The organism is Maricaulis parjimensis (assembly GCF_016817355.1).
Taxonomy (GTDB): Bacteria; Pseudomonadota; Alphaproteobacteria; order Caulobacterales; family Maricaulaceae; genus Maricaulis; species Maricaulis parjimensis.
Map to the genome: position 1 here is coordinate 39,787 of NZ_JADOTT010000008.1, position 23,591 is coordinate 63,377.

At 62.0% G+C, this 23,591-nt stretch carries 25 protein-coding genes and 1 tRNA gene; 12 read left to right on the forward strand and 14 right to left on the reverse strand.

What is annotated here, in order from left to right:
- Nucleotides 1–291: 291 nt before the first annotated feature.
- The 3 genes from I0K07_RS12995 (at nucleotide 292) to I0K07_RS13005 (ending at nucleotide 4,665) form a co-directional block, all read left to right on the forward strand.
- Nucleotides 292–801, forward strand: a complete 510-nt coding sequence (locus I0K07_RS12995; RefSeq protein ID WP_203294094.1) for a hypothetical protein — start codon at nucleotides 292–294, stop codon at nucleotides 799–801.
- A gap of 28 nt (nucleotides 802–829) precedes the next feature.
- Nucleotides 830–2,848 (forward strand): TonB-dependent receptor plug domain-containing protein, encoded by a 2,019-nt coding sequence (locus I0K07_RS13000; RefSeq protein ID WP_203294096.1) that lies wholly within the window; start codon nucleotides 830–832, stop codon nucleotides 2,846–2,848.
- A 113-nt stretch (nucleotides 2,849–2,961) separates the two neighbouring features.
- Entirely contained in the window at nucleotides 2,962–4,665 is a 1,704-nt protein-coding gene (locus tag I0K07_RS13005; protein WP_203294098.1) for a methyl-accepting chemotaxis protein, read from the forward strand.
- A gap of 104 nt (nucleotides 4,666–4,769) precedes the next feature.
- Here I0K07_RS13005 and I0K07_RS13010 read toward each other — a convergent pair whose 3' ends face one another.
- From I0K07_RS13010 to I0K07_RS13020, 3 genes are all read right to left on the reverse strand, one after another.
- The gene (locus I0K07_RS13010) at nucleotides 4,770–5,891 is read right to left on the reverse strand and encodes an alpha/beta hydrolase (RefSeq protein ID WP_203294100.1); all 1,122 of its coding nucleotides are present in this window, start codon (nucleotides 5,889–5,891) and stop codon (nucleotides 4,770–4,772) included.
- A gap of 61 nt (nucleotides 5,892–5,952) precedes the next feature.
- Nucleotides 5,953–6,028: transfer RNA gene (locus tag I0K07_RS13015), tRNA-Lys, on the reverse strand.
- A gap of 118 nt (nucleotides 6,029–6,146) precedes the next feature.
- Complete coding sequence (locus I0K07_RS13020) at nucleotides 6,147–6,602, reverse strand: hypothetical protein (protein WP_203294103.1); 456 nt, start codon at nucleotides 6,600–6,602, stop codon at nucleotides 6,147–6,149.
- Nucleotides 6,603–6,748: 146 nt separating this feature from the next.
- Between I0K07_RS13020 and I0K07_RS13025 the strand changes: the two genes are divergently transcribed.
- On the forward strand, nucleotides 6,749–7,090 hold the full coding sequence (locus tag I0K07_RS13025; protein WP_203294105.1) for an Hpt domain-containing protein: 342 nt from the start codon (nucleotides 6,749–6,751) through the stop codon (nucleotides 7,088–7,090).
- On the opposite strand, the gene I0K07_RS13030 is transcribed toward I0K07_RS13025, so the two are convergent.
- Nucleotides 7,091–7,426 carry a chorismate mutase gene (locus I0K07_RS13030; protein ID WP_203294107.1) on the reverse strand — a complete coding sequence of 112 codons (336 nt, stop codon included), beginning with the start codon at nucleotides 7,424–7,426 and terminating at the stop codon, nucleotides 7,091–7,093. It abuts the gene before it with no gap.
- A gap of 151 nt (nucleotides 7,427–7,577) precedes the next feature.
- Here I0K07_RS13030 and I0K07_RS13035 point away from each other — a divergent pair, with 151 nt between their 5' ends.
- Complete coding sequence (locus I0K07_RS13035) at nucleotides 7,578–8,201, forward strand: glutathione S-transferase family protein (RefSeq protein WP_203294109.1); 624 nt, start codon at nucleotides 7,578–7,580, stop codon at nucleotides 8,199–8,201.
- A 12-nt stretch (nucleotides 8,202–8,213) separates the two neighbouring features.
- Here I0K07_RS13035 and I0K07_RS13040 read toward each other — a convergent pair whose 3' ends face one another.
- Both I0K07_RS13040 and I0K07_RS13045 read right to left on the reverse strand, forming a co-directional pair.
- Nucleotides 8,214–8,723, reverse strand: a complete 510-nt coding sequence (locus I0K07_RS13040) for a hypothetical protein (RefSeq protein WP_203294111.1) — start codon at nucleotides 8,721–8,723, stop codon at nucleotides 8,214–8,216.
- Nucleotides 8,723–9,898: a vWA domain-containing protein gene (locus I0K07_RS13045; protein ID WP_203294113.1), complete on the reverse strand. Its 1,176-nt coding sequence runs from the start codon at nucleotides 9,896–9,898 to the stop codon at nucleotides 8,723–8,725. Before I0K07_RS13045 ends, I0K07_RS13040 begins: the two co-directional genes overlap by 1 nt.
- A 124-nt stretch (nucleotides 9,899–10,022) precedes the next feature.
- Here I0K07_RS13045 and I0K07_RS13050 point away from each other — a divergent pair, with 124 nt between their 5' ends.
- Nucleotides 10,023–10,718, forward strand: a complete 696-nt coding sequence (locus I0K07_RS13050; protein WP_203294115.1) for a hypothetical protein — start codon at nucleotides 10,023–10,025, stop codon at nucleotides 10,716–10,718.
- On the opposite strand, the gene I0K07_RS13055 is transcribed toward I0K07_RS13050, so the two are convergent.
- The gene (locus I0K07_RS13055) at nucleotides 10,715–11,365 is read right to left on the reverse strand and encodes a CatB-related O-acetyltransferase (RefSeq protein ID WP_238934852.1); all 651 of its coding nucleotides are present in this window, start codon (nucleotides 11,363–11,365) and stop codon (nucleotides 10,715–10,717) included. The genes I0K07_RS13050 and I0K07_RS13055 overlap by 4 nt on opposite strands.
- 178 nt (nucleotides 11,366–11,543) lie before the next feature.
- The gene (locus I0K07_RS13060; protein WP_203294118.1) at nucleotides 11,544–12,431 is read right to left on the reverse strand and encodes an AAA family ATPase; all 888 of its coding nucleotides are present in this window, start codon (nucleotides 12,429–12,431) and stop codon (nucleotides 11,544–11,546) included.
- A 145-nt stretch (nucleotides 12,432–12,576) separates the two neighbouring features.
- Between I0K07_RS13060 and I0K07_RS13065 the strand changes: the two genes are divergently transcribed.
- Together I0K07_RS13065 and I0K07_RS13070 are read left to right on the forward strand one after the other, a co-directional pair.
- Nucleotides 12,577–13,290, forward strand: a complete 714-nt coding sequence (locus I0K07_RS13065; RefSeq protein WP_203294120.1) for a cupin domain-containing protein — start codon at nucleotides 12,577–12,579, stop codon at nucleotides 13,288–13,290.
- Nucleotides 13,291–13,540: 250 nt separating this feature from the next.
- Nucleotides 13,541–13,849: a GIY-YIG nuclease family protein gene (locus tag I0K07_RS13070; protein ID WP_203294122.1), complete on the forward strand. Its 309-nt coding sequence runs from the start codon at nucleotides 13,541–13,543 to the stop codon at nucleotides 13,847–13,849.
- A 1-nt stretch (nucleotide 13,850) separates the two neighbouring features.
- Here I0K07_RS13070 and I0K07_RS13075 read toward each other — a convergent pair whose 3' ends face one another.
- The 6 genes from I0K07_RS13075 to I0K07_RS13100 all read right to left on the reverse strand — a co-directional run bounded on the left by I0K07_RS13075 (nucleotide 13,851) and on the right by I0K07_RS13100 (nucleotide 20,351).
- Nucleotides 13,851–14,768: an N-acetylneuraminate synthase family protein gene (locus I0K07_RS13075; protein ID WP_203294125.1), complete on the reverse strand. Its 918-nt coding sequence runs from the start codon at nucleotides 14,766–14,768 to the stop codon at nucleotides 13,851–13,853.
- Nucleotides 14,769–15,497 (reverse strand): cytidylyltransferase domain-containing protein, encoded by a 729-nt coding sequence (locus I0K07_RS13080; RefSeq protein ID WP_203294127.1) that lies wholly within the window; start codon nucleotides 15,495–15,497, stop codon nucleotides 14,769–14,771.
- Nucleotides 15,494–16,543: a carboxylate--amine ligase gene (locus I0K07_RS13085; protein WP_203294129.1), complete on the reverse strand. Its 1,050-nt coding sequence runs from the start codon at nucleotides 16,541–16,543 to the stop codon at nucleotides 15,494–15,496. The genes I0K07_RS13080 and I0K07_RS13085 overlap by 4 nt, the downstream gene beginning before the upstream one ends.
- The gene (locus I0K07_RS13090) at nucleotides 16,540–17,484 is read right to left on the reverse strand and encodes a sulfotransferase domain-containing protein (RefSeq protein ID WP_203294131.1); all 945 of its coding nucleotides are present in this window, start codon (nucleotides 17,482–17,484) and stop codon (nucleotides 16,540–16,542) included. The genes I0K07_RS13085 and I0K07_RS13090 overlap by 4 nt, the downstream gene beginning before the upstream one ends.
- 96 nt (nucleotides 17,485–17,580) lie before the next feature.
- Nucleotides 17,581–18,558, reverse strand: a complete 978-nt coding sequence (locus tag I0K07_RS13095; protein WP_203294134.1) for a glycosyltransferase — start codon at nucleotides 18,556–18,558, stop codon at nucleotides 17,581–17,583.
- Nucleotides 18,555–20,351 carry a tetratricopeptide repeat protein gene (locus I0K07_RS13100; RefSeq protein ID WP_203294136.1) on the reverse strand — a complete coding sequence of 599 codons (1,797 nt, stop codon included), beginning with the start codon at nucleotides 20,349–20,351 and terminating at the stop codon, nucleotides 18,555–18,557. The genes I0K07_RS13095 and I0K07_RS13100 overlap by 4 nt, the downstream gene beginning before the upstream one ends.
- A gap of 171 nt (nucleotides 20,352–20,522) precedes the next feature.
- Here I0K07_RS13100 and flbT point away from each other — a divergent pair, with 171 nt between their 5' ends.
- The 4 genes from flbT to I0K07_RS13120 all read left to right on the forward strand — a co-directional run bounded on the left by flbT (nucleotide 20,523) and on the right by I0K07_RS13120 (nucleotide 23,509).
- Nucleotides 20,523–20,909 carry a flagellar biosynthesis repressor FlbT gene (gene flbT / locus I0K07_RS13105; RefSeq protein WP_203294138.1) on the forward strand — a complete coding sequence of 129 codons (387 nt, stop codon included), beginning with the start codon at nucleotides 20,523–20,525 and terminating at the stop codon, nucleotides 20,907–20,909.
- A complete protein-coding gene (gene flaF / locus I0K07_RS13110) occupies nucleotides 20,909–21,292 on the forward strand; it encodes a flagellar biosynthesis regulator FlaF (protein ID WP_203294140.1) in 384 nt (127 codons plus the stop codon). The genes flbT and flaF overlap by 1 nt, the downstream gene beginning before the upstream one ends.
- Before the next feature lie 205 nt (nucleotides 21,293–21,497).
- On the forward strand, nucleotides 21,498–22,325 hold the full coding sequence (locus I0K07_RS13115) for a flagellin (RefSeq protein ID WP_203294142.1): 828 nt from the start codon (nucleotides 21,498–21,500) through the stop codon (nucleotides 22,323–22,325).
- A 359-nt stretch (nucleotides 22,326–22,684) separates the two neighbouring features.
- Entirely contained in the window at nucleotides 22,685–23,509 is an 825-nt protein-coding gene (locus I0K07_RS13120) for a flagellin (RefSeq protein ID WP_203294145.1), read from the forward strand.
- The last annotated feature ends 82 nt before the right edge of the window (nucleotides 23,510–23,591 follow it).

Genomic DNA, 23,591 nt, shown 5'->3' on the forward strand with positions numbered 1-23,591 from the left:
GTCACGCCAGGTCTGCACGTCGGGCCCTTCGCAGGCATAGGCGAGGTAATGCAGTTCCCGATCTCACGGATCTCAAATATAGAGCTCTGTTTTAGTACTAAGAATAGATTGCATATTCGTCCTTAAGTAGTGGGTTCAGGGTCTGCCTGGTTTTGTGATTTTCACCAATTCTGAAAATAGTTACGCATTAATATCGTATGAGCGCCTAGAAGCGCATGGTTAATACTTGCCCTCTTACAAAACTGTCATGAAGTGTCGCAAAGGGCACTCGAATTACGGGTAGGGCTTTTCATGCGTAAATACATTTTGCCGGTGCTCGCCGGCGTCATCCTTTCAACCCCCGCCATGGCCGAAACCACCCAGCGCGATCTTGAAGTGATCGGTCGCGCCCTGAGCTTCGTTGACGGAGCCAGCGGGTCGGACCGGACTGTGGCCATTGTTTATGACGCAGCCAGCGAGGGCGAAGCCCAGGCGCTGGCCAGCACGATGGCCGGTGGTCTGTCGGCCGGTCGTGTCACCCTGAATGCGCGCCTGGTGCCGCTGGCGGATGCCGGCAGCCTGTCCGGATCGGACGCGGCCGTGCTGCTGGGCGCCGCCTCTGGCGATGCCGGCGTGTTCTCTGCGGCCAGCTCGGCCGGCGTGATGACCGTCTCCACCGATATGGGCTGCGTGCAAAGCGGCAATTGCGTGATGGGGGTGCAATCGGCGCCGTCCGTTCGCATCGTCGTCAATCGCGGCGCGGCTGATGCCTCCTCGGTCTCCTTCGCGGCGGCTTTCGCCATGATGATTGAAGAAATCTAGGCGAAACAAGGAATTAGAGAGAATTACCATGAAGAACATTTTCCTCACGACCTCTGTCTCCGCCCTTGTCGCCGGCCTGGCCGCGACGGCGGGTGCCTCCGCGCAAACGCTCGACTACACGATGATGAGCGAGCTCTTTGGTGAGCCGGTTACGGCGGGTGCCACGGGTGCTCCGCAGCGCGCCTCTGACGTCCCGGCCACGATGATCATCATCACGCAGGACGATATCCAGCGTTTCCCCGAGTACGATATTCCCGGCATTCTGCGTCACTATGCCGGTATCGATTACAATCGTTACGGCTATGGCGATGGCCAATTGTCGATCCGCGGACCGGCGACGCCGAACAATCCGCGCCTTCTGGTTCTGGTGAATGGCCGCGATGTCTATCTGGACAGTTACGGCTATACGGCCTGGTCGACCCTGCCGGTCCAGCTGGAAGAGATCCAGCAGATCGAAGTCGTCAAAGGCGCCCAGTCCGCCCTCTACGGTTTCAACGCCGTGTCCGGTGTGGTGAACATCATCACCCGCAACCCGCAGCTGGAAGAATATGCCACCAGCCGGGTCAATGTCGCGGAGAATGGTGGTTATGATGCCGCTTTCGTGGCCGCCTACCAGTTCAATGAGCGGGCCGGTGTGCGCGTCTCCTACAGCCATGGCGAGATGCCGGAGTTTGGTCCCTTTGCCCAATCCGGACGCGCAGCCCTGCTGGCGCCGTTTGATTTCACGCGTGAAACCGGCGCGGTTGAAGGACGGTTTACACTGACCGACGACATTTCCCTGACGGCGGAAGCGACCTTCAGCAATGTGGATCAGCTGGAACTGACCTCCGGCTATTCATCCGCGCGCGGTGTCTACGACCTGCAAAGCTTTAAGGGCCAGCTCGACTGGGATTCCGATTTCGGTTTCATCAGCGCGCAGGCTTATCGCAATGAGACCAATGTCGACTATACCTACGGCTCCTTGCGCTATGAGCTCACGACCTATCGCGTGCAGGATCTGTTCAAGATCGGCACCAATGACACGGTCCGTGTAGGCGTCGAGTATCGCGAAGCCTCGACCGGTTCCTTCCCGCTGCCGGGCAATGGCGATTTCGGGTATGAGTCCACGGCCTTCTCGGCAATGTGGAACCATAAATTCTCCAACACGCTGGACGTGACATTGGCGGGCCGCCTGGACCGGGTGGACTGGAGCCGTGACGGGCAACCGGACCCGACGCTCTATCCGTTCTCCCAGGCTGAATACTCCGTCACCTATGAGGAATTCTCCTATAATGCCGCGGTCGTCTGGCATCCCGAATTCGGCGGGACGTTCCGCTTCATGGCGGGACGTGGCGTGCAGGCTCCGACCTCCTGGGATATCGGCTTTACGCTCGCCCTGAATGTCGGTGGCAATAATTTCGTGGTTTCGGGCAATCCGGGCATGGTGCCGTCCATCGTGGACAGCTATGAGATTGCCTATGACCGCAGCCTGACCGAGACGATCAATATGCGGGCCGCCATTTTCCGCCAGGACACGGCGGATGTGCGGGGCCTGTTCGGTCTGTTGCCTGACCTGCTTCCGCCGGACGCTCCGGGCCCGGTATCGCTGTTCGACAACCGCGGCGACACATCCACCTCCGGCGTCGAGATCGCGTTTGAAGGTGATCCGGAAGGCGCTTGGGACTGGGGTGTGAACTATACCTACCAGGTGACCGAGGATGATCTGGAGGGCGTTTGGGGCCTCAACTATCTGCACGATTTCGAGGCGATGACCCCGGCCCACACCGTCAATGCCCATCTGGGCTGGACCGGTGAACGTTTCAGCGCTGACGTCTATGCCAATTATCTCTCGGATACGGCGAGCCCGTACCAGACGAATCTCGGCAGCCTGGCGCTGCAGGAAATCGACAGTGCGCTGGCGCTGAGCGTGCGGGCGGCCTACCGGGTCAATGACCATGTGTCCGCATCGTTCAACGTCCAGAATGCGAGCTTCGGCGATGGTGAGCTGACGAATGTCAACACCGAGACCGAGTCCCGAGCCTGGTTCGGCCTGAGCGCCTCGTTCTGATCCAACAGCCCCGGCCTGCGTGTCAGGCCGGGGCGTTAACCCTGATTTCAGCGATTCAGATGGATGTTCGTTGAAACACTTTTCGCCCTGCGGGGCATAACCGGGAGAGGGCAATGGGCAAGCTGACCTCGTTCTTCAATCTAAGTATCGCACAGTCATTCGCTGTCGCACCGATCGCCGCCATTCTGGCGCTGATTTCGGTCGCCGGCTTGGGCGCCTGGTCGCTGGAAAGCGGTTCCGCCAACCAGGAACGCGCCATGAATGACCTCAACTCGGCGATCGAGCTGACCCGGTTCAAGGCCCGGCTTGAGCAGATCAATGGCGATGTTCTCGCCCTGGTCACGGCCCAGGCGGCCGGCAATCCGATGGATGTCATGGCCGAGTTCGAAGCTGTTGGCGTGCGTGTCGACGCGCTGTCCAGCGAGCTGGAAGTCATGATGAATGATGACGAGCAGACCCTGGCCGACCCGGAGATCATCTCCGGCCTGGTCGAGCAGCTCGGCCTTTACGGTGATGCGCTGGATTTCGTCGGCCAGATGCTGGAGCTGGATTTTGCCAGCTCAGTGGCCTTCCTTCAGCCTTTCGATGATGTGTTCGCCGAGATCAATGGCGAGATTGAAGCGCTGGCGGAAGAAGGCGCAGCCCTGGCCCGTCTCGACGCCCAAGCAACCCGCCAGGCGGCCCGCAATTCCATCATGCTCTTCATCGGTCTGACCGCGATTGTCGGTCTGGCCCTGATCGCCCTGGCTGTCTTCTTCGGCCGCCGTACGGCCCATTCGGTACGCTCCATTGCCCAAGCCACCGAAACCCTGGCCGAAGGCGACTACTCCTTGAACATCGAGGCGCTGGAACGCTCTGACGAGCTGGGTGCCGTGGTACAGAGCCTGAAACGCTTCCGCGACAATGGCCTCAAGGCCGAACAGCTGGAAGCGGATACCCGCCGCCAGGCTGCGGAGAATGAGCGCCGGGCTGCCAAGCTCAACGAGCTGGCCAAGACGTTTGATGCCGATGTGATGGCCATGCTGGGTGAGGTGAATGAGGCCTGTTCCTCCATGTCCGCCATTGCCCAGCAATTGTCGCAGACGGCGACGGAAGGCTCGCAGCAGAGCGACATGATGGCGTCGGCGGCCTCTGAGGCCTCCGCCAATGTGGAATCCGTGGCGGCTGCCGCGGAAGAGCTGACCGCCTCGATTGCCGAAGTGACCCAGCAGATCCAGGGCTCGTCCGACATGGCCAGCCAGGCCGATGAGCGGGCCAAGTCCGTGCAGGCCGTGGTCGACAATCTGGGCGAGGCCGCCCAGGAAATCGGTCACGTTGTCCAGCTGATCAATGATATTTCCGAACAGACCAATTTGCTGGCCCTGAACGCCACGATCGAAGCCGCGCGTGCGGGTGAAGCCGGCAAGGGCTTTGCGGTTGTGGCTTCGGAAGTGAAATCGCTGGCCGCCCAGACGGCCAAGGCCACGGATGATATCCGCGACCAGATCACCGCCATCCAGGAAGCCGCAGCGACCTCGTCCGCCTCGATCGAGGATGTGACGCGGGCAGTCGGTGAAATCAGCCGGGCTGCCTCTGCGATTGCCGCAGCGGCCGAGGAGCAGAGCGCCTCGACCCGCGAGATTTCCTCCTCCGTGGCCCACGCTGCGACCAGCGCCCGGTCCGTGTCGGACAATGTCGGCTCCGTGTCGCGGTCCGCCCGTGAGACCGGTGAAGCGTCGCAGGATGTGCTGAATGCAGTCCAGACCGTGTCGGAGCGGGCCGAGCGTCTGAACTCCACGGTGACCACCTTCCTGAGCGAGGTTCGCGAGGCCGGCTGATCTCCCCCTTCAAGATGCCGACTTGCAAGCCTAGAAGGCCCGGATCCACTCCCCCGGATCCGGGCCTTCTTCTGTTTGCAACTGGGGTGAAATGGAGGGCGGGCTCAGCGTTCGCCGAGGGCGCGGGCGGGCAGGTAGATGATGCGGGCGGCCAGGTCGGAGAGCGTGCCGATGCCGCTGTCCTGCGGGATGGCTTCCACGCCGATCAGGGCCGTGGCCAGAACGCCGGTATTAGCCATACGCATCAGGGTGGGCGAACTGGCGAAAGCCGTGTGCCCCGAGAAGCCGCCATCGCGCAAATCCGTCAGGTCGATCACCGTCGCGCCGAGCTCGGTCAAAAGCTCGCGCTGGGCGCCGATGCCGAGGCGGCGATTATCGCCGCCGCGCAATTGGTCGGACAGCTGCAGCGCCCGGTCCCGTGCGGACACAAAGACGAGAAGATGTTCCGGCATCGGATCAATCGCCGCCAATTGGGACTGGAAGACGTCGATATCGATGTCGGGCGAGGCGAGAATGACCGGGTCGATCTTCTCCAGCACATCGCTGCGCCCGGTCAGGGAGAGCTCGCGCAGGGCTTCCATCGTCACCAGTGAGCCCATGGAATGGGCGATCAGATTGATGCGGATTGCTTCGCTGTCGGCCAGGAGTGTGAGCGTTTCCACCAGGCCGTCGCGGGCGAACTGAGCGCTGTCGCGGTCGTAGAGATAGGCCGGGAATTGACCGGCCGAGGGCCAGGCATAATGGACGAAGGCGGTCTGGAGGCCGAAATCATTGATGATCTGGGCGTTGAGATAGAGCCCGTCAGAGAAGGGCGTGTTGAAGCCGTGCACGAAGACAAAAACGTCGCGCTCGGCAAAGCGCATTTCGGAGAGGTCGTGGTTGAGGTCGCGGGCGAAGTCGGCCTGGCTGTCATAGTCCTGCCAGCCGGTCAGCGCGAATTCGGTCGAGGGATCGGCGCGGCGGCCCGGATAATTGATCTCACCGGGCAGCCGGTTGTGCGGCACCCAGACATCGGCGCGCGCGAAGCGCAGCACGCGTGAACGTTCGACGCCGAAATGGTCAGCCGGATCATCGGCGAGCTGGCGTGAGGTGGTGATGTAGACGGGGTGGGACGTCCCGGCAGAGCTGCCCGGGTCCAGCACGGGCAGGCGGGCCGGCGAGGCAGCACAGCCGGTGGCCAGGGCCAGCAGGGCCAGGCCGAAAATCTGGATCAGAACGCGAGTCACAGGCATCCCCCTTGTCGCGATGATCTTGGTCAGGGGAAGCGGTGTGTAAAGGGGAGAGTGTTGGTGCGCCCACAAGGATTCGAACCTTGGACCCGCTGATTAAGAGTCAGCTGCTCTACCAACTGAGCTATAGGCGCGCCGGAAAGAGCCGGGAAAATACGCAGCAATGCGACAAAATCAAGACAAAGTTTGCCCCGCCCTGCACATGCCTGTCATGCGAATGTGCGGGGCGGGGCAGACCTTTCCGGCAAAGCGCTACCAGCGCCGCGGGCGGTGATGCCGGCCGACATAATAGACCAGGCGGCGCGAGCCCCGCTCGATATAGTGGCGGCCATAGCGGTCACGGCAGACCCGCATGGAAACCACGGCCGGACGCCCGCGGAAACGGTCATGCCGTTCCTCGCGCCAGCAGCGGGGGGCGGCATAATGGGGGCGGTGGTAACTGCCATGGCGGCGGTTCCGGTCGCGATAGCCATGATCATGGCGTGAGCGCCGGTCCCGGTAACCGCGCCGGTCGCGATGGTCGCGGTCGCGGTAATGCCGGTCTCTGTAATCACGCCGGTCACGGCGCTGTTTGAGCTGGGACTTGGACGGGTCCGTCAAAGCTGTGCCGGGCGCGGCCGCAGCACGGGCGGGCTCGGCCGAGGCGAGCGCGCCGGCGGACAGGCTGACGGCGAGGGCGCAGGCCAGGGTACTGATCCATCTGCTCATCTGATCCTCCCTATCTGGCAGGCCCCAAGCGTGCGATTTCGCGCGTGAAGCGAAACTGAACGCTCTATTCACCTAGTTGAACGAAGTCGGCTTGGGCGGGATGCGATCTAAGCGCGATGTTAAGATTGCTCCTGTAGCAAAACCGTATGAAAGCCCAGAGCTCTCCCCAAGCGGAAACACCGCTTTTCGATCGTGCGCATCTCGACCGGTATACCGGCGGGGATGAAGCGCTGACGGCGGAATTGCTCAATCTGATGTGCGATCAGGCCCGGCGCTGCCTTGGCCTGATGGAAACCGCCAGCGATGAAACGGCCTGGACGGCGGCAACCCATACACTCAAGGGAGCAGCCCGCGGTGTCGGGGCCTTTGCGCTCGCCGATCTGTGCGAACAGGCGGAAGCCCAGCCGCAAATGGCCTGGGAGCCGGCGCGTCTCGACGTGGCGCGCTGTTTCAAGGATACCGAAGCGGCTTTTGCCGGCCTGATCTGATCAGCTGTCCGCGGTTTCGCGGGTCTTGTCCCAGACGGAAAATTCGTAGGCGATGGAGCGTTCCACGAGTTCGCGCCAGACCGGTTCGGCGATGTCGAGGCAGAGACCGGTGCGCGCGGCTTCGGCCTTCACCTTGGAGACGACATCCTCCACCCGCCAGTCATCGCGGACCGTGTCGCGGCTCGGCTTGATGCGGGCCGCGGCCTCCATATAGCGCGAGCGGCGGGCAATCAGGCCGACCAGGGCTCGGTCGAGCGCGTCGACGCCCTCGCGGACCTGGGCCATGGTCTGGCAGTCTTCCGGAGCGGTGACGGAATCGAGATCGGACGCGGACATGCGGGAATCCTGTAACTGACGGGCTGGTTATAGGGGCAGGGCGGGCCGGGCCCAAGCGGCAAGCTGTCACGGCTCGCAGGATTGTCATCATTTGGCGCTCGATCTGGCGGCCGGTCGCGTTATGGTGCCGGGAAACCGAAAGGATCAGCCCATGTTAGCACCCGTCCGGATCTATGGAGATCAGCGCAGCGGCAATTGCCTGAAGGTGAAATGGACCGCCGACCATCTCGGCATTCCCTATGAATGGCATGAAGTGGATGTGCTGAAGGGGCAGACCCGCACCGAGGACTTCCTGGCGATCAATCCGGCCGGGCAGGTGCCCTGTCTGGAACGGCCGGACGGGCGTATCCTGGCCCAGTCCAACGCGATCATCTTCCACCTGGCACGCGGCTCGAAACTCATCCCGAGCGATGATTTCGATCAGGCCAAAATGCTGGAATGGATGTTCTGGGAACAATACAGCCACGAGCCTTTCATCGCCGTGCGGCGCTTTCGCAAGGCCTTCCAGAACCTCTCCGATGACGAGATTGATCCCGAATTGATGGCCAAGGGCCGGCGGGCTCTGGGCGTGATGGAAATGCGCTTGCTGTCGCGGGATTTCATGGTTCGCAACCATGTCACCCTCGCCGACATCGCCCTGGTCGCCTATACGCGCGTTGCTGATGAGGGCGGGTTCGACCTGGATGAATTCCTGGGCGTGCGCGCCTGGGTGGCCCGGGTGGAAAACGAGTTGGGCATCGATCCGGATGCAGGCCGGGTGAGCCCGGTGCTTTGACCGCGCGAGCGATCAGGTTCGGGACCAGGCAACCCAGCTGATTTCATAGAGCGTGCTGGCGCCGAGCGTTTCAGCGTCGGGCAGAACGCCGTTTGTGTCGGCAAGCCCCGTTCTGAACCAGTAGACCGGGGCGGTCAGCTCTCCGGCTTCCCTGGCGAAGATGTCGCCCTCGCGGCCGGGTACGTCAGAAGCCGTGAAGCAATCATCCGGTTTGAACAGGGTTTGCGAAAACGCGCTGCCGATGAGCCAGGCATTGGGAATGCGGCCGGCTTCGCGCACGCGCACCCCTGTGATGTTCGGCGTTTCGGCATGCCCCAGAAAGACCAGGCCCGGCTCTTGGGCATGCGGTGCCGCGGCGAGAATTTCGCGAAAGGGCGACCCGTCCGGTGACGGTGCCTCTGTCAGAGTGTAGCCGGGCAGCAGCGCGGACAGGGCCTCAAGGTCGAACGGGGTTTCAGCGCTGACGGGGCCGAGGGCGTAGGCGCTGATATCCCAGGGCTCTGGTGCGGGCAGAGTCCCCACTAGCGTGCCAGTTCTTTCATCGCGGCATCCACGCCTTCCAGCGTCAGCGGGAACATGCGGTCCGGCCCGATCAGTTCCTGGATCAGCCGGGTGGAGTAGGAATGCTCCCACCATTTCTCCGGCGTGGGATTGATCCAGATCAGATGCGGCCAGGTGTCGACGATGCGCTTGATCCAGACGGCGCCGGCTTCCTCGTTCCAATGCTCCACGGACCCGCCATCATGGGTGATTTCATAGGGAGCCATGGCGGCATCACCAACGATGATGACTTTCCAGTCGTGCGGGTATTTGTGCATGAGATCCATGGTCGGCACGGTCTCGGCACGGCGGCGCAGATTGGAGCGCCACATCCCCTCATAGGGGCAGTTGTGGAAGTAGAAATATTCGAGATTCTTGAAGGTGGATCGGGCGGCGGAGAAGAGCTCCTCGCACATTTTCACATGCGGATCCATCGAGCCGCCGACATCGAACAGGGCGAGCACCTTGATCGCATTGCGGCGTTCCGGACGCATGACGACATCCAGCCAGCCCTGTTTGGCCGTGGCGTTGATCGTATTGTCCAGGTCGAGTTCTTCATGGGCGCCGTCGCGGGCGAATTTGCGCAGGCGGCGCAGGGCGACCTTGAGATTGCGCGTGCCGAGTTCGCGGTCGCCATCGAGATCCTTGTAGCGGCGCTGTTCCCAGACCTTCACCGCCTTCTTGTTGCGGCTTTGCCCGCCAATCCGCACGCCGGCGGGATTGTGGCCGGAATGGCCGAAGGGCGAAGTGCCGCCCGTGCCAATCCACTTGTTTCCGCCTTCATGGCGTTCCTTCTGCTCTTCCAGACGCTTTTTCAGCGTCTCCATGAGCTCGTCGAAAGGCATTTCCTTGAGCGCCGCCATCTCCTCTTCGGAGAGCTGGCGCTGCATCATGGCTTCCAGCCAGTCGGCCGGGATTTCCTTGTCGCCGAAAAGCTGAGTGAGGGTTTCAACGCCTTTGAAGACATGGGCAAAGACCATGTCGAACTTGTCGAAATCCTTCTCGTCCTTGACCAGGGCGGCGCGGCTGACGGAGTAGAAATGGCCGATCTCGGGCGAGACCACGCCCTTGTCGAGCGCCTCGAGCAGGGTGAGGTATTCCCGCGTGGTGACGGGAATGCGGGCAGCGCGAAGCTCGGTGAAGAAATGATGCAGCATGATGGGAACAGGATAGCGCGCGTCGCGGTCGTGTCGATGCTTTCAGTGAGGTGGACGGGTTCCTTTTTGGCAGAGCCGGTCTAGGCTTCCCATCCTGTTCCTGCGTGCCCTGAGAGGCTGTGTCATGTCTGCCGTCCTGATTGCTGCCCTCGCGGGTTTGACCCTGGTCCAGTCGGAACCGGCGGCCGGGGCGCCGCCCTCGAATGCCAGCCGGCTGCAGGACATGCTCAATGCGATGCGCGATGACACGCCGGAGCATGAGGCCGAGCGCGAGGCACGGCTGCAGGCCGATGCTCGGGCCTATATCGCCGAGGTGGAGGCTGCCCTGCAGGCTCTGCGGGGCTATGCGCCGGCCATGCGCACGGGTGATGAGGCGGACACGCTCGCCGTACTCGACCAGTTTGATGCCTGGGCAGAGCTGTATGCTGTGGGCGACACGCATGCCCTCACAGCCGACCAGCAGGCGCGTCGCGCAGAATTCCTGAGACAGGCCGCCTGGGCGCAGGCCCGTCTCCTGCCGCGACTGCGCAGCGGGCTGGGCGCGATCGACGTTCTACGGCCGCGCACGCATTGCAGCGCCCAGAGCGGGCCGTCGGGTGTGATCCTGTGCACCAATCCGGCCTTCCAGCGGGAAAGTGAAGTGCGCGATTTCCGCTATCAGACCCGCGACCTGTTTCGCCGCCTGCGGGCGCGACGGGTTCTCTACAAACCCTTTGCCTCGCAGGCGACGAATTACCGGTCCGACAGCTATGAACCGCCGCGGGACAACCAGATGGTGATCTGGGACCGCAATGGCGGTTTCAGGGATGTCAGCGATTAGGTGATGGTGAAGCGCTCCAGAGCGTCGACATCCGCTTTCATGAGCGCATCGGACGCGGCCTGGATGGTCTCCACCGGCCAGTCCCACCATTTCAGCTCCAGCAGGCGTTCGATATCCGCTTCGGGCAGGCGTTTGCGGATCGGGCGGGCCGGATTGCCACCGACAATCGTGTAGGGCTCGACATCGGCCGTCACGACGGATTTGGCGGCGATGATGGCGCCAGGCCCGACCGTGACGCCGGGCATGATCACGGCATCCCAGCCGATCCAGACATCATGTCCGATCGTGATGCCGCCCTTGTTCGGCCAGGGCCCGGGATCGGGTTCGCCCCAGGCGCCGAAAATGGAGAAGGGATAGCTCGACAGGCGGTCGGCAAAATGATTGCCGCCATTGAGCACGAAGCTGGCGCCGTGTGCGATCGAGCAGAATTTCCCGATCACGAGTTTGTCCTCGATGAAATCGAAGGCGTATTTCACATGGTCGGCAAAGCGCTCGGGATCTTCAAAGGAATGGATATAGGTGAAGTCGCCGGCCTCGATCTTGGGGTGATCGGCGACAAGCGGTTTGAGATAGGCCATGGAGGGCGCCGCCGGCAGGGGCGTGCGCATCATGGGATCAAGGGCGGGATGTGAAACAGGCGCTGTCATGAACAGACCTCGGGTGTGGGGTGGTTTCAGTGACGTGAAACGCGCCCCCGGTTTCCCGGGCGGACGCGGGGTCTAGCCGCGATTGTTCATCGGAACGCTCTCCTGTAGTGTTGAGGGGGTGATAGCCGGGGGCGGGGCGTCCCGTCCAGTGGAAAGACGCCCCGGCAATCCCGTGTTCTTATGCCGCACCCGGACCGCGCGGGCCACCGCCCGGCGTGCCGGGTCCGCCCTGGCGGCGGGCCATGAAGGCGAGCTTTTCGAACAGCATCACGTCCTGCTCATTCTTCAAGAGCGCGCCATGGAGCGGCGGGATCAGCTTGCGCGGATCGCGTTCGGACAGGACGGAGGGATCGATATCCTCCACCAGAAGGAGTTTGAGCCAGTCCAGGAGTTCCGAGGTGGAGGGCTTTTTCTTGACGCCCGGCACATCGCGGATCTCGTAGAAGAGTTTCAGCGCTTCGGACAGAAGCCGGCCCTTGAGGCCTGGATAGTGGACCTCGACGATTTTCTTCATCGTCTCTTCGTCGGGGAAGGCGATGAAGTGGAAGAAGCAGCGGCGCAGGAAGGCGTCCGGCAGTTCTTTCTCATTGTTGGAGGTGATGATGACGACGGGGCGGTTTTCCGCCTTCACCGTTTCGCCGGTCTCGTAGACATGGAATTCCATCTTGTCGATTTCCTGCAGGAGATCGTTCGGAAATTCGATGTCGGCCTTGTCGATCTCGTCGATCAGGAGCACCGAGCGTTCCGGCGCGACGAAAGCTTCCCAGAGCTTGCCGCGGCGGATGTAGTTGTCGATGTCGTGGACCTTGTCATCGCCCAGCTGGCTGTCGCGCAGACGCGCCACAGCGTCATACTCGTACAGGCCCTGGCGGGCTTTGGTCGTTGACTTGATGTGCCATTCGATCAGCGGCATGCCCATGGCACGCGCGACCTGTTTGGCCAGTTCAGTCTTGCCCGTGCCCGGCTCGCCCTTGACGAGCAACGGGCGCTCGAGAGCCACCGCGGCGTTGACCGCGGCGCTCAGTTCGCCGTCTGCGACGTATTGATCGGTACCTTCAAAGCGCATGCTTCCGACTTAGCGCGATTGGTCGCATGTCTCCAGAGGTCATACGCCGTTAATTATCTATGCGTGCAATGCGCCCGTGAATTAAGACACTGTAAAGACGAATCCTCTCGACTGGGCAGGCATATTGGTAGAGGTGCATAGAAAAATGGCTGATGGGATGATCCGGACCCAGAACTTTTTCGCCTTCGATTGGCTGACCGGCAAGGTCGCCGATTGCGATCCGAACTTTCCGACCACGCTCTATGCGTGGGACGGTGAGGTGCTGGACCTGAAGGCGGTCGACACCGCGTTTTTTGGTTTTGTCCAGGAAGGTGATGCCGTGCTGACGACGTCGTCGGGCACGTTCACGCTGGGCGCGGGCATGTATTTCTCCGCCAATAATGTTCTCTCCGTCAAAGGCGGCAAGGGCATCGTGATGGCCCGCGAGAACCACCAGGCTTTCTTCATGGTCGGCGGTCCCGTCGAAGAGAAGGGCCGGCTGAAATACATCGATGGCTGCACGGACAGCCTGCTGATCTCGCCGGTCAAGGAAGGCGATCCCTGCCTGAACCTGCTCTTCTTCCCGCCGGGCATTGACCAGACCCCGCACACGCACCCCTCCGACCGGATCGGTGTGGTGTTCTCGGGCAAGGGCGAATGCGAGACACCGGAGGGCATCACCCAGCTCGAGCCGGGCGTGATGTTCCGCATCCCCTATGAGGGCAATCACAAATTCCGCACTTTCGACAGCGAGATGCGTGTCATCGCCTACCACCCGGACAGCGATTTCGGCCCGCAGGACGAAGACCACCCGATGATCAACCGGACCATGGTTGATGGTGTGTCGGCTTCGAAGATCGACGCGATCCGGACGAAATAGTTTTTGCTTCATCGCTGAACAATCAGGGCGCCAATCGGCGCCCTTTTTGTTTGGCTGAATGCTTGTCGCTACACACAGCGTCATCCTGACGAAGGTCAGGACCCAGGTCGTAGGGCCGGGTCCAGCCAAGCTTGGCGCCATCCCGCTTTATGACCTGGGTCCCGGCATTCGCCGGGATGACGGTGAAACGTGATGCGCGTCACATTTGGAATGGCGTGCGCTGGCTAGGCTTTTCGGGAGGGGAGCCGGCATGCCCAAGCATCCGTGTGTCTACATTCTCGCCAGCAAGCGCAATGGCACACTTTATGTCGGAGTGACTGGCGATATCGCCATACGTGTGTGGATGCACAAGCAGGGCAAGGGTTCTGCATTCACCCGCAAATATGGCGTCGACAAGCTGGTCTGGTGCGAGTTCCACGAGGATTTCGGGTTCGCCATTGCCAGAGAGAAGCAGCTCAAGAACTGGCGGCGCCTCTGGAAGTTAAACCTGATCGAAGAGCGCAATCCGGACCGGGCAGACCTCTACGAGACCATCCAGATGTGGGCACCGCTCGACTAACCTATTTCCCCGCCCGGTCGTCCGCTTCCCATTGTGGGCGGAGCCAGGTTTCGCCGTCGGCGGAGGGGTGGCCGGTGGCGGTATCATAGCGGCCGCGGCGCAGATTGCGGCGGCGGTTGATTTCGCTGGCGGCGGGCTTTTTCTCACCATCACCGAGTGCCTGTTCGAGCAGGCGCAGATCGGCGATCAGGGCGGCGAGTTCATCCATCTCCATGGCGAAGGGATGGTCCGGACCTTCCAGAGAGCGGCTGAAAGTGACGTGTTTCTCGATCACCACTGCGCCCAGGGCGGCGGCCGCGATGGGAGCGGTATGGCCCGGTGAGTGGTCGGACAGGCCGACCTTGCGACCGGTGGCCGTTTTCAGCGTCGTGATGGCGGACAGGTTGAGATCATCCCAGCTGGGCGGATAGCTGGCGGCGCAATGCAGGACGGTGATGTCGGAACAGCCGGCATGCTTGAGCGTGGCAATGGCGTCTTCCACCTCGTCCAGATAGGACGCGCCGGTGGACAGGATGACGGGCTTGCCGGTCTGGCCCAGCTTGCTCAGAAGCGGCGCGAAAGTCATGTCGCCGGAGGCCACCTTGTAGCGCTTAACGCCGATGCGCTCCATCAGGTCGACCGCTTCGAGTGAGAAGGGCGTGGACATGAATTCCACGCCATTGTCCGTCGCGCACTGCATCAGCGGGGCGTGCCAGTTATCGGGCAGTCCGGCATTGCCGAAAGCAGCATATTTCGGGTTCTCGACCACCTGGCCGTCGGCATCGCGGATGAAGCGCGCGATCAGCCCGTCACGGGTGAGGGTCTGGAATTTGACGACATCGGCACCGGCGCGGGCCGAAGCCTCGATATAGCGCTTGGCCTCGTCCAGATCGCCGCCATGATTGGAGCCGATTTCGGCGATGATATCGATATGGGTCATTCAGGAAGCCAGGTCGGTGATGATGGAATGGAGGACCGCGTTCTCTTCCATCAGACGGCAGATATGCAGCGTGTCGACGGGCCAGCCACGGGCCAGGAGTTCGGCATGGACCGAGCGGACGACATCGAGATCATCGGGCGTGTCCACGGAGAGGTCGATTTCCGGATGGCGCAGCGCTTCGGGGAATTCCACGACATGGCAGCGATAGCGGTCGAGATGTTCGCGGATATGAATGGTAACATGTTCGCGGTCGCGCACCGTTGTGGCCGGATCTTCGTCGATCTGGCGCAGGACGGCGGTCTCGACGACTTCGGCCCGCAGTCCCTTGGGCAGGTGCCCGTCGGCCGGGCGCGTGTATTCAGCGCCATGGGCGCGATGCTCGGCGACACATTTCGCGATCACATCGGGATCGCGGAAAGGGCTGTCCGAGGTGATGCGGATCAGGGTTGAGGCCAGGGTCGCATCGGCGACCAGGAGAAAGCGGCTCAGCACATTTTCTTCCGATCCGCGGAAAACGCGGATGCCCTCGGCCTTGGCCAGTTCCACCACGGCGTCGTCGTCCGGGGCCTCGGTCGTCGCGATGACCAGCTCATCCACGCCGGGAATGTCACGGAGACGGCGGCACTGATAGGCGAGCAGGGAGACATCCTCGTACAGGGCTTCCAGGATTTTGCCGGGGAGCCGGTTGGAGCCTGTGCGGGCCTGGATGACGGCAACGGTACGGGTCAAGGTCTACCCTCCGGGGTGGTCGGAATTTCAATGTCCTGCCAGGTGCGGACCATACGCTTTGCAGAATAGGGCGGAAAGGTTGACGGGATATGGCCGTCCAGATGCTCCGACCCGGCCAGCATGCGGACCAGGAGTTCGGGCACGTTGAGCCCGGCAAGGGTCATCAGATAGCCAAAACCCCACATGCGCGGATTGATCTCCAGCAGATAGGGCGGTTCTCCCGGGGCCGGGCGTTTCACCTCGACGGCGGCGAGCCCGTGCCAGGGGCCGGAGGCTTCCAGAACGGCGAGCCCGGCCTTCATCAATTCGGGGTCATCCACCGTCTCGCCGGCGACAGCCACGCCGCCTGTGGGCGGGTTGGTCTGCAGCTTGCGGTGAAGGGTTGAAACAATGAGTTCGCCGCGGTTCCAGAGCGAGCCGATCGTGTAGACCGTCTCGGCTCCGCCGGGGATGTAGGACTGGACCACACAGGGACCGTGCACGGCGTGTGTCTCGCGCCAGGTCTCTTTCAGGGCCTCCATGTCCGCGGGATAGCTGACACCGCGGGCGCCGCGCGAGGTGCGGGGCTTGATCACGCAGGGGAAGCCGCCGGACCAGGCGTCCAGATCGGTTTCACTCTCCGGCTGGAGTGTGACGGGGCAGGGCAGGCCGCGTTCAGCGCAGCGGGCCAGCAGACGCCCTTTGTCGATGCCGAAAGCCACCACGTCGGGATCGGCGACGGGGACACGCAGGCCGTTCTCCGTCCAGTCGCGCGCGACCGGAGCGAGGGCCGCGATTTCCGCTTCGGAACCGGGGATGATGATGTCCAGATTGCGTTCGGCGCAGACGGCACGGACCGCGGCGCGGTAGGCCTCGGCATCGCTGGCCGATGGCAGGACGCAGGATTGTGTGCCCGGCTCGAACATGCCGCCAGCCAGGGCATTGATGTCGGCCGCGACCAGTTTGAGTGCCGGATCGGCCTGTTTCAGGGAGCGCAGCGTGCCCAGTCCGGGCGGAGCGCCCACGCCGGTGACCAGAATGCCCGAGCTGAGCTGTGACAGGGTCATGAGCGCCAAACCTCAAGAGAACGTCCGAGCAGGCCCTCCAGGCGCTCGATCTCAGGCGCGAAACGGGCCGTCAGGGCGTCACGGATATCGGCGTCCATGGGCGGAACAGTGGTTTCGCCGTCCACCATGGGCGGGTAGACGCCATCGGCGGTCGGGGCGTCGGCGTTTGTGGCGTCCCGCGGAGCGATGAATTCGGCATAGAGGTCTTCGAAGGGCTCTTTGGACCGGGCGTCCAGCACGCCTTCCAGAATGGGCAGGCGGGATCGCGGAATGCCGCCCGTATTATAGCGCTGGCGGGTTTCGGGCTCGATCCGGTCGAGGCCCAGATAGTCCTGTACCTTGGCGACAATGCCCGGTGTGTCGGCATCGAGTTCGTCCTGCAGGAGGACCAGCATGTCCGGGAAATGCTGCTTCCAGATCGCGATCCGCTCGGCGTAGCAGCTGGTATCGGCATAGAGCCACTGGAAGCCCCAATTGGCCGCCTTGCGGCGCGGCTCATCGGCGAGCGCGCTGCGGAAGGTGGCGAATTCGGCATCGCGGCGGACGTTCTGCAGATAGTGGGAATAGGTCCGCTCGACCGGATTGCGCAGGAGCGCGATGATCCGGGTCTGTGGCCCGCAATATTTCAGGGCGCGCGGGGCGGAGATGGGTGCGTAGGCATAATAGTCCGGCGAGACATCGCCGATGCGCTTCTGACCCGACCAGGTTTCGAACAGGGTCTGGTAGTCGGCCACGGTCGGGGCCGTGTCATAGTGGTAGTAGGCAGGCCAGTAGACCTCACCTTCGCCAATGCCGGAGAAGAAACGGCCTTCCTTGCGCACAGGCGAGAGGAAGATGTCCTTGTGCTGGGCGAGGTAGTGATAGAGCGAGGTCGTGCCGGATTTCGGCGCACCGATCACCAGGAAGTTCGGCCAGATATCTTGGGTCGCGTTGGAGCTCACATCCCGGTCCTTTGCGAGGGGCGTGATCCGCAACATTTCAGGCTGCGAATCAGGCCGATCATTCGCCCCCCAATCGGCCTGCTGGAAGTTAAGGTTTTACTGAGAAGCGCCCTGTTGTGACAGGGGAAATTCGATCAAGTGCCGGGCCAGCCGGTCGGCACCCCTGCCATCGACCAGGGTCTGGCCCCGGCGGGCCATGCGGACACGGCGCTCCGCATCGGTTGCCAGCGCTTCCATCGTCTCGGTGACCCGGCGTTCAAAACAGGGCTTTTCCGGGTCGATCATGAGGCCCAGCCCCAGACGCTGGAACTGGCGGGCACGATCATATTGATGCGGAACAATCGGCACGCACAGGGCGGGCAGGCCCGTGGCGGCGGCCTCGTGCAGGGTGGTGCCGCCGGCGAGCACGGCCAGGTCGGCGTTCAGGAGCGCATCGTGCAAGGGCAGGAGCGTACGGCCATCCCGTGTCCCGCCCGGGCGGCGGACATTCAGTTCCAGCCCGGACAAGGCGGGGGATTGGCGGATCGAGTTTTCGATACGGTCGACCAGATCGGTAGCCGTGCCGCCCAGGGAGACAAGGATATTGGCGGCCGGCTGAGCGATTTGTTTGGCTGGCAGGCCGGCATAGGCGTCATCCAGCAGGAGCCAGTCGGCACCGGATAATTGGGGGCGCTGGGGATCCGGATCGGTTTCGGCAAAGCCCTGGCGGACATGAAGGTCTGCGACGGCTTCGCCTGTGAAGCCGCCGATCAACACGACCGGACAGACCGTGGTCCGGATCTGCGCCACCAGATCGGCGGGCGTGTTTTTCCAGTCGCCGACGAAAAGGTCGCTGCCGGCTGCCACCAGCATGGGGGTGAGCAGGTCGGCTTCGATCTCTTCGTCGAGGATGTGGACATGGTCGTCATCGTCGAGCCAGTCGGGCAGGACAGTGGGTGTGGTGGTGAACCAGTCGATCTCGACGCCGGCCCTGATCAGGGCGCGGGCGAGGGCGCTGCAGCGCATGACATGGCCCAGACCGATATCGCCGCCGCCATCGGCGCGCAGGGCAATGCGGCGCGGCGAACCAGTCACGAGCGGGCCTTCACCTCTTGGGCCAGGGCTTCCTGGACGCGGCGCATCGTATTGTCCCAGTCCTGGAAGCCTTCACCAAAGAAGGAGCGGGTCTGGGGATACCAGTGCTGGTGATCAGAACCGAGCAGGGTCCAGGTTGAGGAGCGGGCATGGATGAACCAGACCTTGCCACCGCTGGCAGCCGCCAGGTTGGATGTTGCATTCATCGGGCCCAGGACCAGATCGCAGGCGGCAGAGAGGGCTGCAACCTTGTCGAGATCCATTTTGAGATCGATGTCGCGCGGCTGGTGGATGTCGACGCCGAAGCGCTCCTTGGCCAGCGCCAATTCCTCTTCGGCCTTGCCGTACTGAAGATTGACGAAGTCGACGCCGGGGGTTTGCAGGACGTCCTTCCAGGCATCAAAGGCGGAAAAGAATTTGGAGCGGCGAGCGTCCATTTTCAGGGATTTCCAGAGAATCCCGACCTTCAGGCCGGAACCGAAACTGGCCAGTTGATCCCGGAAGGCCTGCAGCTGGTCCGGGGCAGGCTTGAGGAAGCCTTGTCTGTCCGGGAAGGCGTTGAGGCTGGAGCGGAAGGCCCGGAGCGGGCTGGCCATGGGGGTCCAAAGGTCAGCGCTCTCGGCGCCTTTTACCGTGCGGATCTCGCGGCCTTCCACTGTGGCAGACAGGTGATTGGTTACCTGGACCTGCGGGAAGGAGCGTTTGACCAGCGGCATGAGGCGGTATTCGCAGGCGATGCACAATTGACCGTCCGGCCCCAGGGCTTCGATCAGGTCCGGGATGATGCTCATGAAAAGGACTTCATCGCCCAAGCCCTGTTCGCCGATCAGAAGGAGTGTCTTGCCGCGGATCTCGCGGGCATCGGCACCGTCCCACATGGGAATGGGCAGGGAGAAGAGCGTCGCCTGGGCGCGATTGGGATCGAGGCGGGAGGCATTGGCTTCCCAGCCTTCCGCGATCTGCCCGGCGGCCAGAAGGACCATGGAGCGGCCATGCCGCATCGTGGCCAGTTCGGTCTCGTCAGCCGGGTCCTTGAGGGCTTCCTCATAGTGCGGCAGGGCTTTTTCAGGCTCGCCGAGGAGTTCGTAGACATTGGCCATATTGTTATGGGCACGGCCGTAATCGGGCTTCAGGCGAAGCGCTTCCAGATAAAAGGTCGAAGCTTCCTCCGGCTTGCCGCTGTCATTGATGACGGTGCCCATGGAGTTCCAAAGCTCGTAATTGTCCTGATGGGCATAAATGGCCGTGCGCAGGATCTCGATGGCTTCCTCGAATTTGGATTGGTCACGCAGCACGCCGGCCAAATTGATCTGGGCGTTGATGGAATTGGGCGCGAGCTGGCATTCGATCCGGTAGAACTTCTCCGCCACGTCGAGCATGTCGAGCTTCCACGCGACCAGGCCGAGCTTCTGGTAGATCTCGGCATCCTGGGGATCCAGCTCCCAGGCTTTCTGGAAGAAGTCGAGTGCGCTGGAGAGGCGGCCGAGCCGGTACAGCATCAGGCCCATGACGTGATTGGTCAGCGCCAGGTCGGGCGCCAGATTGACCGTCTTCCAGGCCAGGCGCGCCGCTTCGGAATGCTGGTTCTCGGCCGACATTTTCAGGGCACGCTTCGCCTGGGCCACGACTTTTGTGTACTGCTTGCGCTTGGCGTCAGGCAGGCGATTGAGCTGGTCGTCCAGCTTCAGGGCGCTGCGTCCCAGCGGGACCGCGTCACGCGCTTCGTTCCGGACGGTTTCGGCTTGTGCGGAGAGTTCCGCGTCCAGATCCAGCACCGGGGCGTATTGCGTCATGATCAAACCTGTTTCGATTGTTGTCCTACACGCATGGGATTCGCTTTAAGAACTCGCTAACGTAAAAACCGGCGCAGGGTTTCGGGCGGAAACGATTTCTTCACTCAGCATTGCCAACCTGCGCGAGACTCAAAGTCGTGACCGCCGCATTGTGCGCAACGGAGCTTGCATATGCCGCTTAAAATCTCGCTCAAACCTGGCGAGCGGTTTGTCCTCAACGGGGCCGTGATCGAAAACGGTGAACGTCGGGCGAATCTCGTTCTCAAGAACAAGGCTGCGGTTCTGCGGGAAAAGGATATCCTCCACGAAGAGGATGTCACGACGCCGGTCCGCCGCATCTATTTCCCGATCATGATGATGTATCTGTCGGACAAGGCGGACGACAAGCTCTACGACGAATTTGTGCTCCGCATGAATGAGTTCATGGGCGTGGTCACCAATCCGGATGTGCTGACTGTCTGTGTCGCGATCAGTCGCGATGTCATGGCGGGCGAGCACTACAAGGCCCTGATGGGGTGCCGGAAACTCATGACGTATGAAGCAGAGAGATTGGGCTGATGTCGCTTCAAGCCTATCAGGCTGCGAGCCAACGCAGCGAAGACCCCCGGGCTACGGAATACCGCCTGTTTGCGCAGGTGACGCGGGCGCTCATGGCGTCAAAGACTTTGCCGATGGAAGATGTGCGCGGCCGGGCCGATGCCATCGACTGGAACCGGCGGATCTGGAGCAATCTGGCCGTCGATTGTGCCAGTAATGACAACAAGCTGCCGGAAGGCTTGCGGGCTGCCATCATCTCGCTGTCCATCTTCGTGTCCAAGCATGGCAGTGTCGCCATGCGTGATCCGAGTGCGATCGATGATCTGGTGGATATCAATCGCACGGTGATGCAGGGGCTGATGCCCCAGGCCGGCGCGGGAGCTGGCGGGCAGGCGGCCCTCTAGGGCAGGAATTGCCGCCCCGGCAAAAACAGGCAGGCAGGATCGGGCGCTTCCCTCGGGAGGCGTCTTTTTCATATCCTATTACACTGAAATCATTGGGTTTGTCGGAATGCCAAAGCGGCACGCTGCTTGCGAAGTCGTATCCGGGCAAAACGTCCGCGGCCGCAGAAGTCGGCTTTGATTACTTCCAGAATGGAGGACTTACACAATGGCACTTTCTGTCAACACCAACGCTGGCGCCATGATGGCGCTGCAGAACTTGAACAAGACGAATATGGACCTGACCCAGGTGCAAAACCGTATCAATACCGGACTGGAAGTATCCGGCGCTAAGGACAATGGCGGCATTTACGCCATCGCCCAGCGCATGCGCTCCCAGGTGAACGGCTATAGTGCGGTGACCAACTCCCTGGATCTGGCCACTTCAGTCACCGACGTGTCTCTGGCCGCCGGTGAAGCGATTTCCGATCTGCTGATCGAAATGAAGGAAAAAGCCCTGGCTGCGGCTGACACGTCGCTCGATACGGCCTCGCGGAACGCCCTGAACGAAGACTTCAAGGCCCTGCGCGACCAGATCACGACAATCACGTCGAACGCCGAATTCAACGGAACGAACCTCATCAATGGTTCGATCACGTCGATCTCGGCACTGGCCAATGCTGACGGCTCCAACACGATCACCATCTCCGATGCGAACCTGACGCTCGGTGGCGGTGTTGTGACGGTGGCCGCGGCGGCCTCCTTCGCTTCGGCGGGTGACGCGTCTACCCTCGTCACCACGATCGAGACTTCGCTCGATAACCTGAACGCGTCTCTGGCCAAGCTCGGTACGGCATCCAAGTCGCTGGAGGTCCACAAGTCCTTCGTGACCAAGCTGTCCGACGCGCTGGAAACGGGTATCGGCCATCTGGTCGACGCCGACATGGCGAAGGAAAGCGCACGGCTCCAGTCGCTGCAGGTCAAGCAGCAGCTGGGTGTCCAGGCCCTGTCCATCGCCAACCAGGCGCCGAGCACGATCATGTCGTTCTTCGGGTAATCGCCCATTCGTTTTGGTCGGGACCGCGGCTTCGCGGTCCCGACAATTTTTTTCTGCATTTTCGGCGCTGGCGCGTCAGCATGCCTGAATTCCGGAATTAACTCATTTTTAAGCATAAATTTTTGCCGATCGGCAAAATCTGCCTAGCATTTTGAGGGGGGAGGGCGGCAATTTCTGCCCACCACTTTCTTACCGGTTAACCAGAGTGATTCGCGGAGGGCCGTTTCGAATCAGGGCCGGGGCCATTAACCCTGCCTGTCAATCGTAAACTGGCATTGCCCTTGCTGTTTATGGGTTGGGTCAGAAGACCTGGCGAGCAAAAGGCTCGTGACAACACTAGAACAGGAAAGGGCCAAGAAATGGCTACGATCAACACCAATGCTGGCGCGATGATGGCGCTGCAAAACCTCAATCAGACCAACAAAGACCTGCAGATGGTCCAGAACCGTATCAACACCGGTCTGGCCGTCTCGTCCGCTAAGGACAATGGTGGTATCTACGCGATCGCCCAGAAAATGCGTTCGGACGTCAACGGCTATGCCGCGGTCGGCAACTCGCTCGACCTGGCCCAGTCCACGACCGACGTGGCCCTGGCTGCTGGTGAAGCCATCTCCGATCTTCTGATCGAGATGAAGGAAAAGGCCCTGGCCGCTTCCGACACCTCGCTGGACACCGCGTCCCGCTCTGCCCTGAACGAAGACTTCAAGGCCCTGCGTGACCAAATCACGACCATCGCTTCCAACGCCGAATTCAACGGCACGAACCTGATCAACGGTTCCGTGACCTCGATCTCGGCTCTGGCCAATGCTGACGGTTCCAACACGATCACCATCTCCGACGCCAACATGACGCTCGGCGGTGGCACCGTGACGGTTTCCGCGACGGCTTCGTTCGCTTCTGCGGGCGACGCGTCCACGATGGTCTCCACGATCGAAACCTCTCTGGACAACCTGAACGCTTCGCTGGCCAAGCTCGGCACGGCTTCGAAGTCTCTGGAAGTTCACAAGAGCTTCGTGGGTAAGCTGTCCGACGCCCTGGAAACGGGTATCGGCAACCTGGTCGACGCCGACCTGGCCAAGGAAAGCGCCCGCCTTCAGTCGCTGCAGGTCAAGCAGCAGCTGGGTGTGCAGGCTCTGTCCATCGCCAACTCGGCTCCGAGCACGATCCTGGGTTACTTCCGTTAATCGCGGGACTGGATGGCGGAGCTCAGCTCCGCCATCCCCCTTCGCGACTGACGCGAATGCCTTGAGACGTGGGCGGTGAAAG

Coding starts and splice junctions, on each gene's coding strand:
- I0K07_RS13065 (WP_203294120.1), top strand. CDS start 12,577: ATGGCTGATGGGATGATCCGGACCCAGAACTTTTTCGCCTTCGATTGG.
- I0K07_RS13045 (WP_203294113.1), bottom strand. CDS start 9,898: ATGCTGCATCATTTCTTCACCGAGCTTCGCGCTGCCCGCATTCCCGTC.
- I0K07_RS13070 (WP_203294122.1), top strand. CDS start 13,541: ATGCCCAAGCATCCGTGTGTCTACATTCTCGCCAGCAAGCGCAATGGC.
- I0K07_RS13075 (WP_203294125.1), bottom strand. CDS start 14,768: ATGACCCATATCGATATCATCGCCGAAATCGGCTCCAATCATGGCGGC.
- I0K07_RS13050 (WP_203294115.1), top strand. CDS start 10,023: ATGTCTGCCGTCCTGATTGCTGCCCTCGCGGGTTTGACCCTGGTCCAG.
- I0K07_RS13025 (WP_203294105.1), top strand. CDS start 6,749: ATGAAAGCCCAGAGCTCTCCCCAAGCGGAAACACCGCTTTTCGATCGT.
- I0K07_RS13060 (WP_203294118.1), bottom strand. CDS start 12,431: ATGCGCTTTGAAGGTACCGATCAATACGTCGCAGACGGCGAACTGAGC.
- I0K07_RS13000 (WP_203294096.1), top strand. CDS start 830: ATGAAGAACATTTTCCTCACGACCTCTGTCTCCGCCCTTGTCGCCGGC.
- I0K07_RS13055 (WP_238934852.1), bottom strand. CDS start 11,365: ATGACAGCGCCTGTTTCACATCCCGCCCTTGATCCCATGATGCGCACG.
- I0K07_RS13035 (WP_203294109.1), top strand. CDS start 7,578: ATGTTAGCACCCGTCCGGATCTATGGAGATCAGCGCAGCGGCAATTGC.
- I0K07_RS13120 (WP_203294145.1), top strand. CDS start 22,685: ATGGCTACGATCAACACCAATGCTGGCGCGATGATGGCGCTGCAAAAC.
- I0K07_RS12995 (WP_203294094.1), top strand. CDS start 292: ATGCGTAAATACATTTTGCCGGTGCTCGCCGGCGTCATCCTTTCAACC.
- I0K07_RS13100 (WP_203294136.1), bottom strand. CDS start 20,351: ATGACGCAATACGCCCCGGTGCTGGATCTGGACGCGGAACTCTCCGCA.
- I0K07_RS13030 (WP_203294107.1), bottom strand. CDS start 7,426: ATGTCCGCGTCCGATCTCGATTCCGTCACCGCTCCGGAAGACTGCCAG.
- I0K07_RS13115 (WP_203294142.1), top strand. CDS start 21,498: ATGGCACTTTCTGTCAACACCAACGCTGGCGCCATGATGGCGCTGCAG.
- flaF (WP_203294140.1), top strand. CDS start 20,909: ATGTCGCTTCAAGCCTATCAGGCTGCGAGCCAACGCAGCGAAGACCCC.
- I0K07_RS13005 (WP_203294098.1), top strand. CDS start 2,962: ATGGGCAAGCTGACCTCGTTCTTCAATCTAAGTATCGCACAGTCATTC.
- flbT (WP_203294138.1), top strand. CDS start 20,523: ATGCCGCTTAAAATCTCGCTCAAACCTGGCGAGCGGTTTGTCCTCAAC.
- I0K07_RS13085 (WP_203294129.1), bottom strand. CDS start 16,543: ATGACCCTGTCACAGCTCAGCTCGGGCATTCTGGTCACCGGCGTGGGC.
- I0K07_RS13020 (WP_203294103.1), bottom strand. CDS start 6,602: ATGAGCAGATGGATCAGTACCCTGGCCTGCGCCCTCGCCGTCAGCCTG.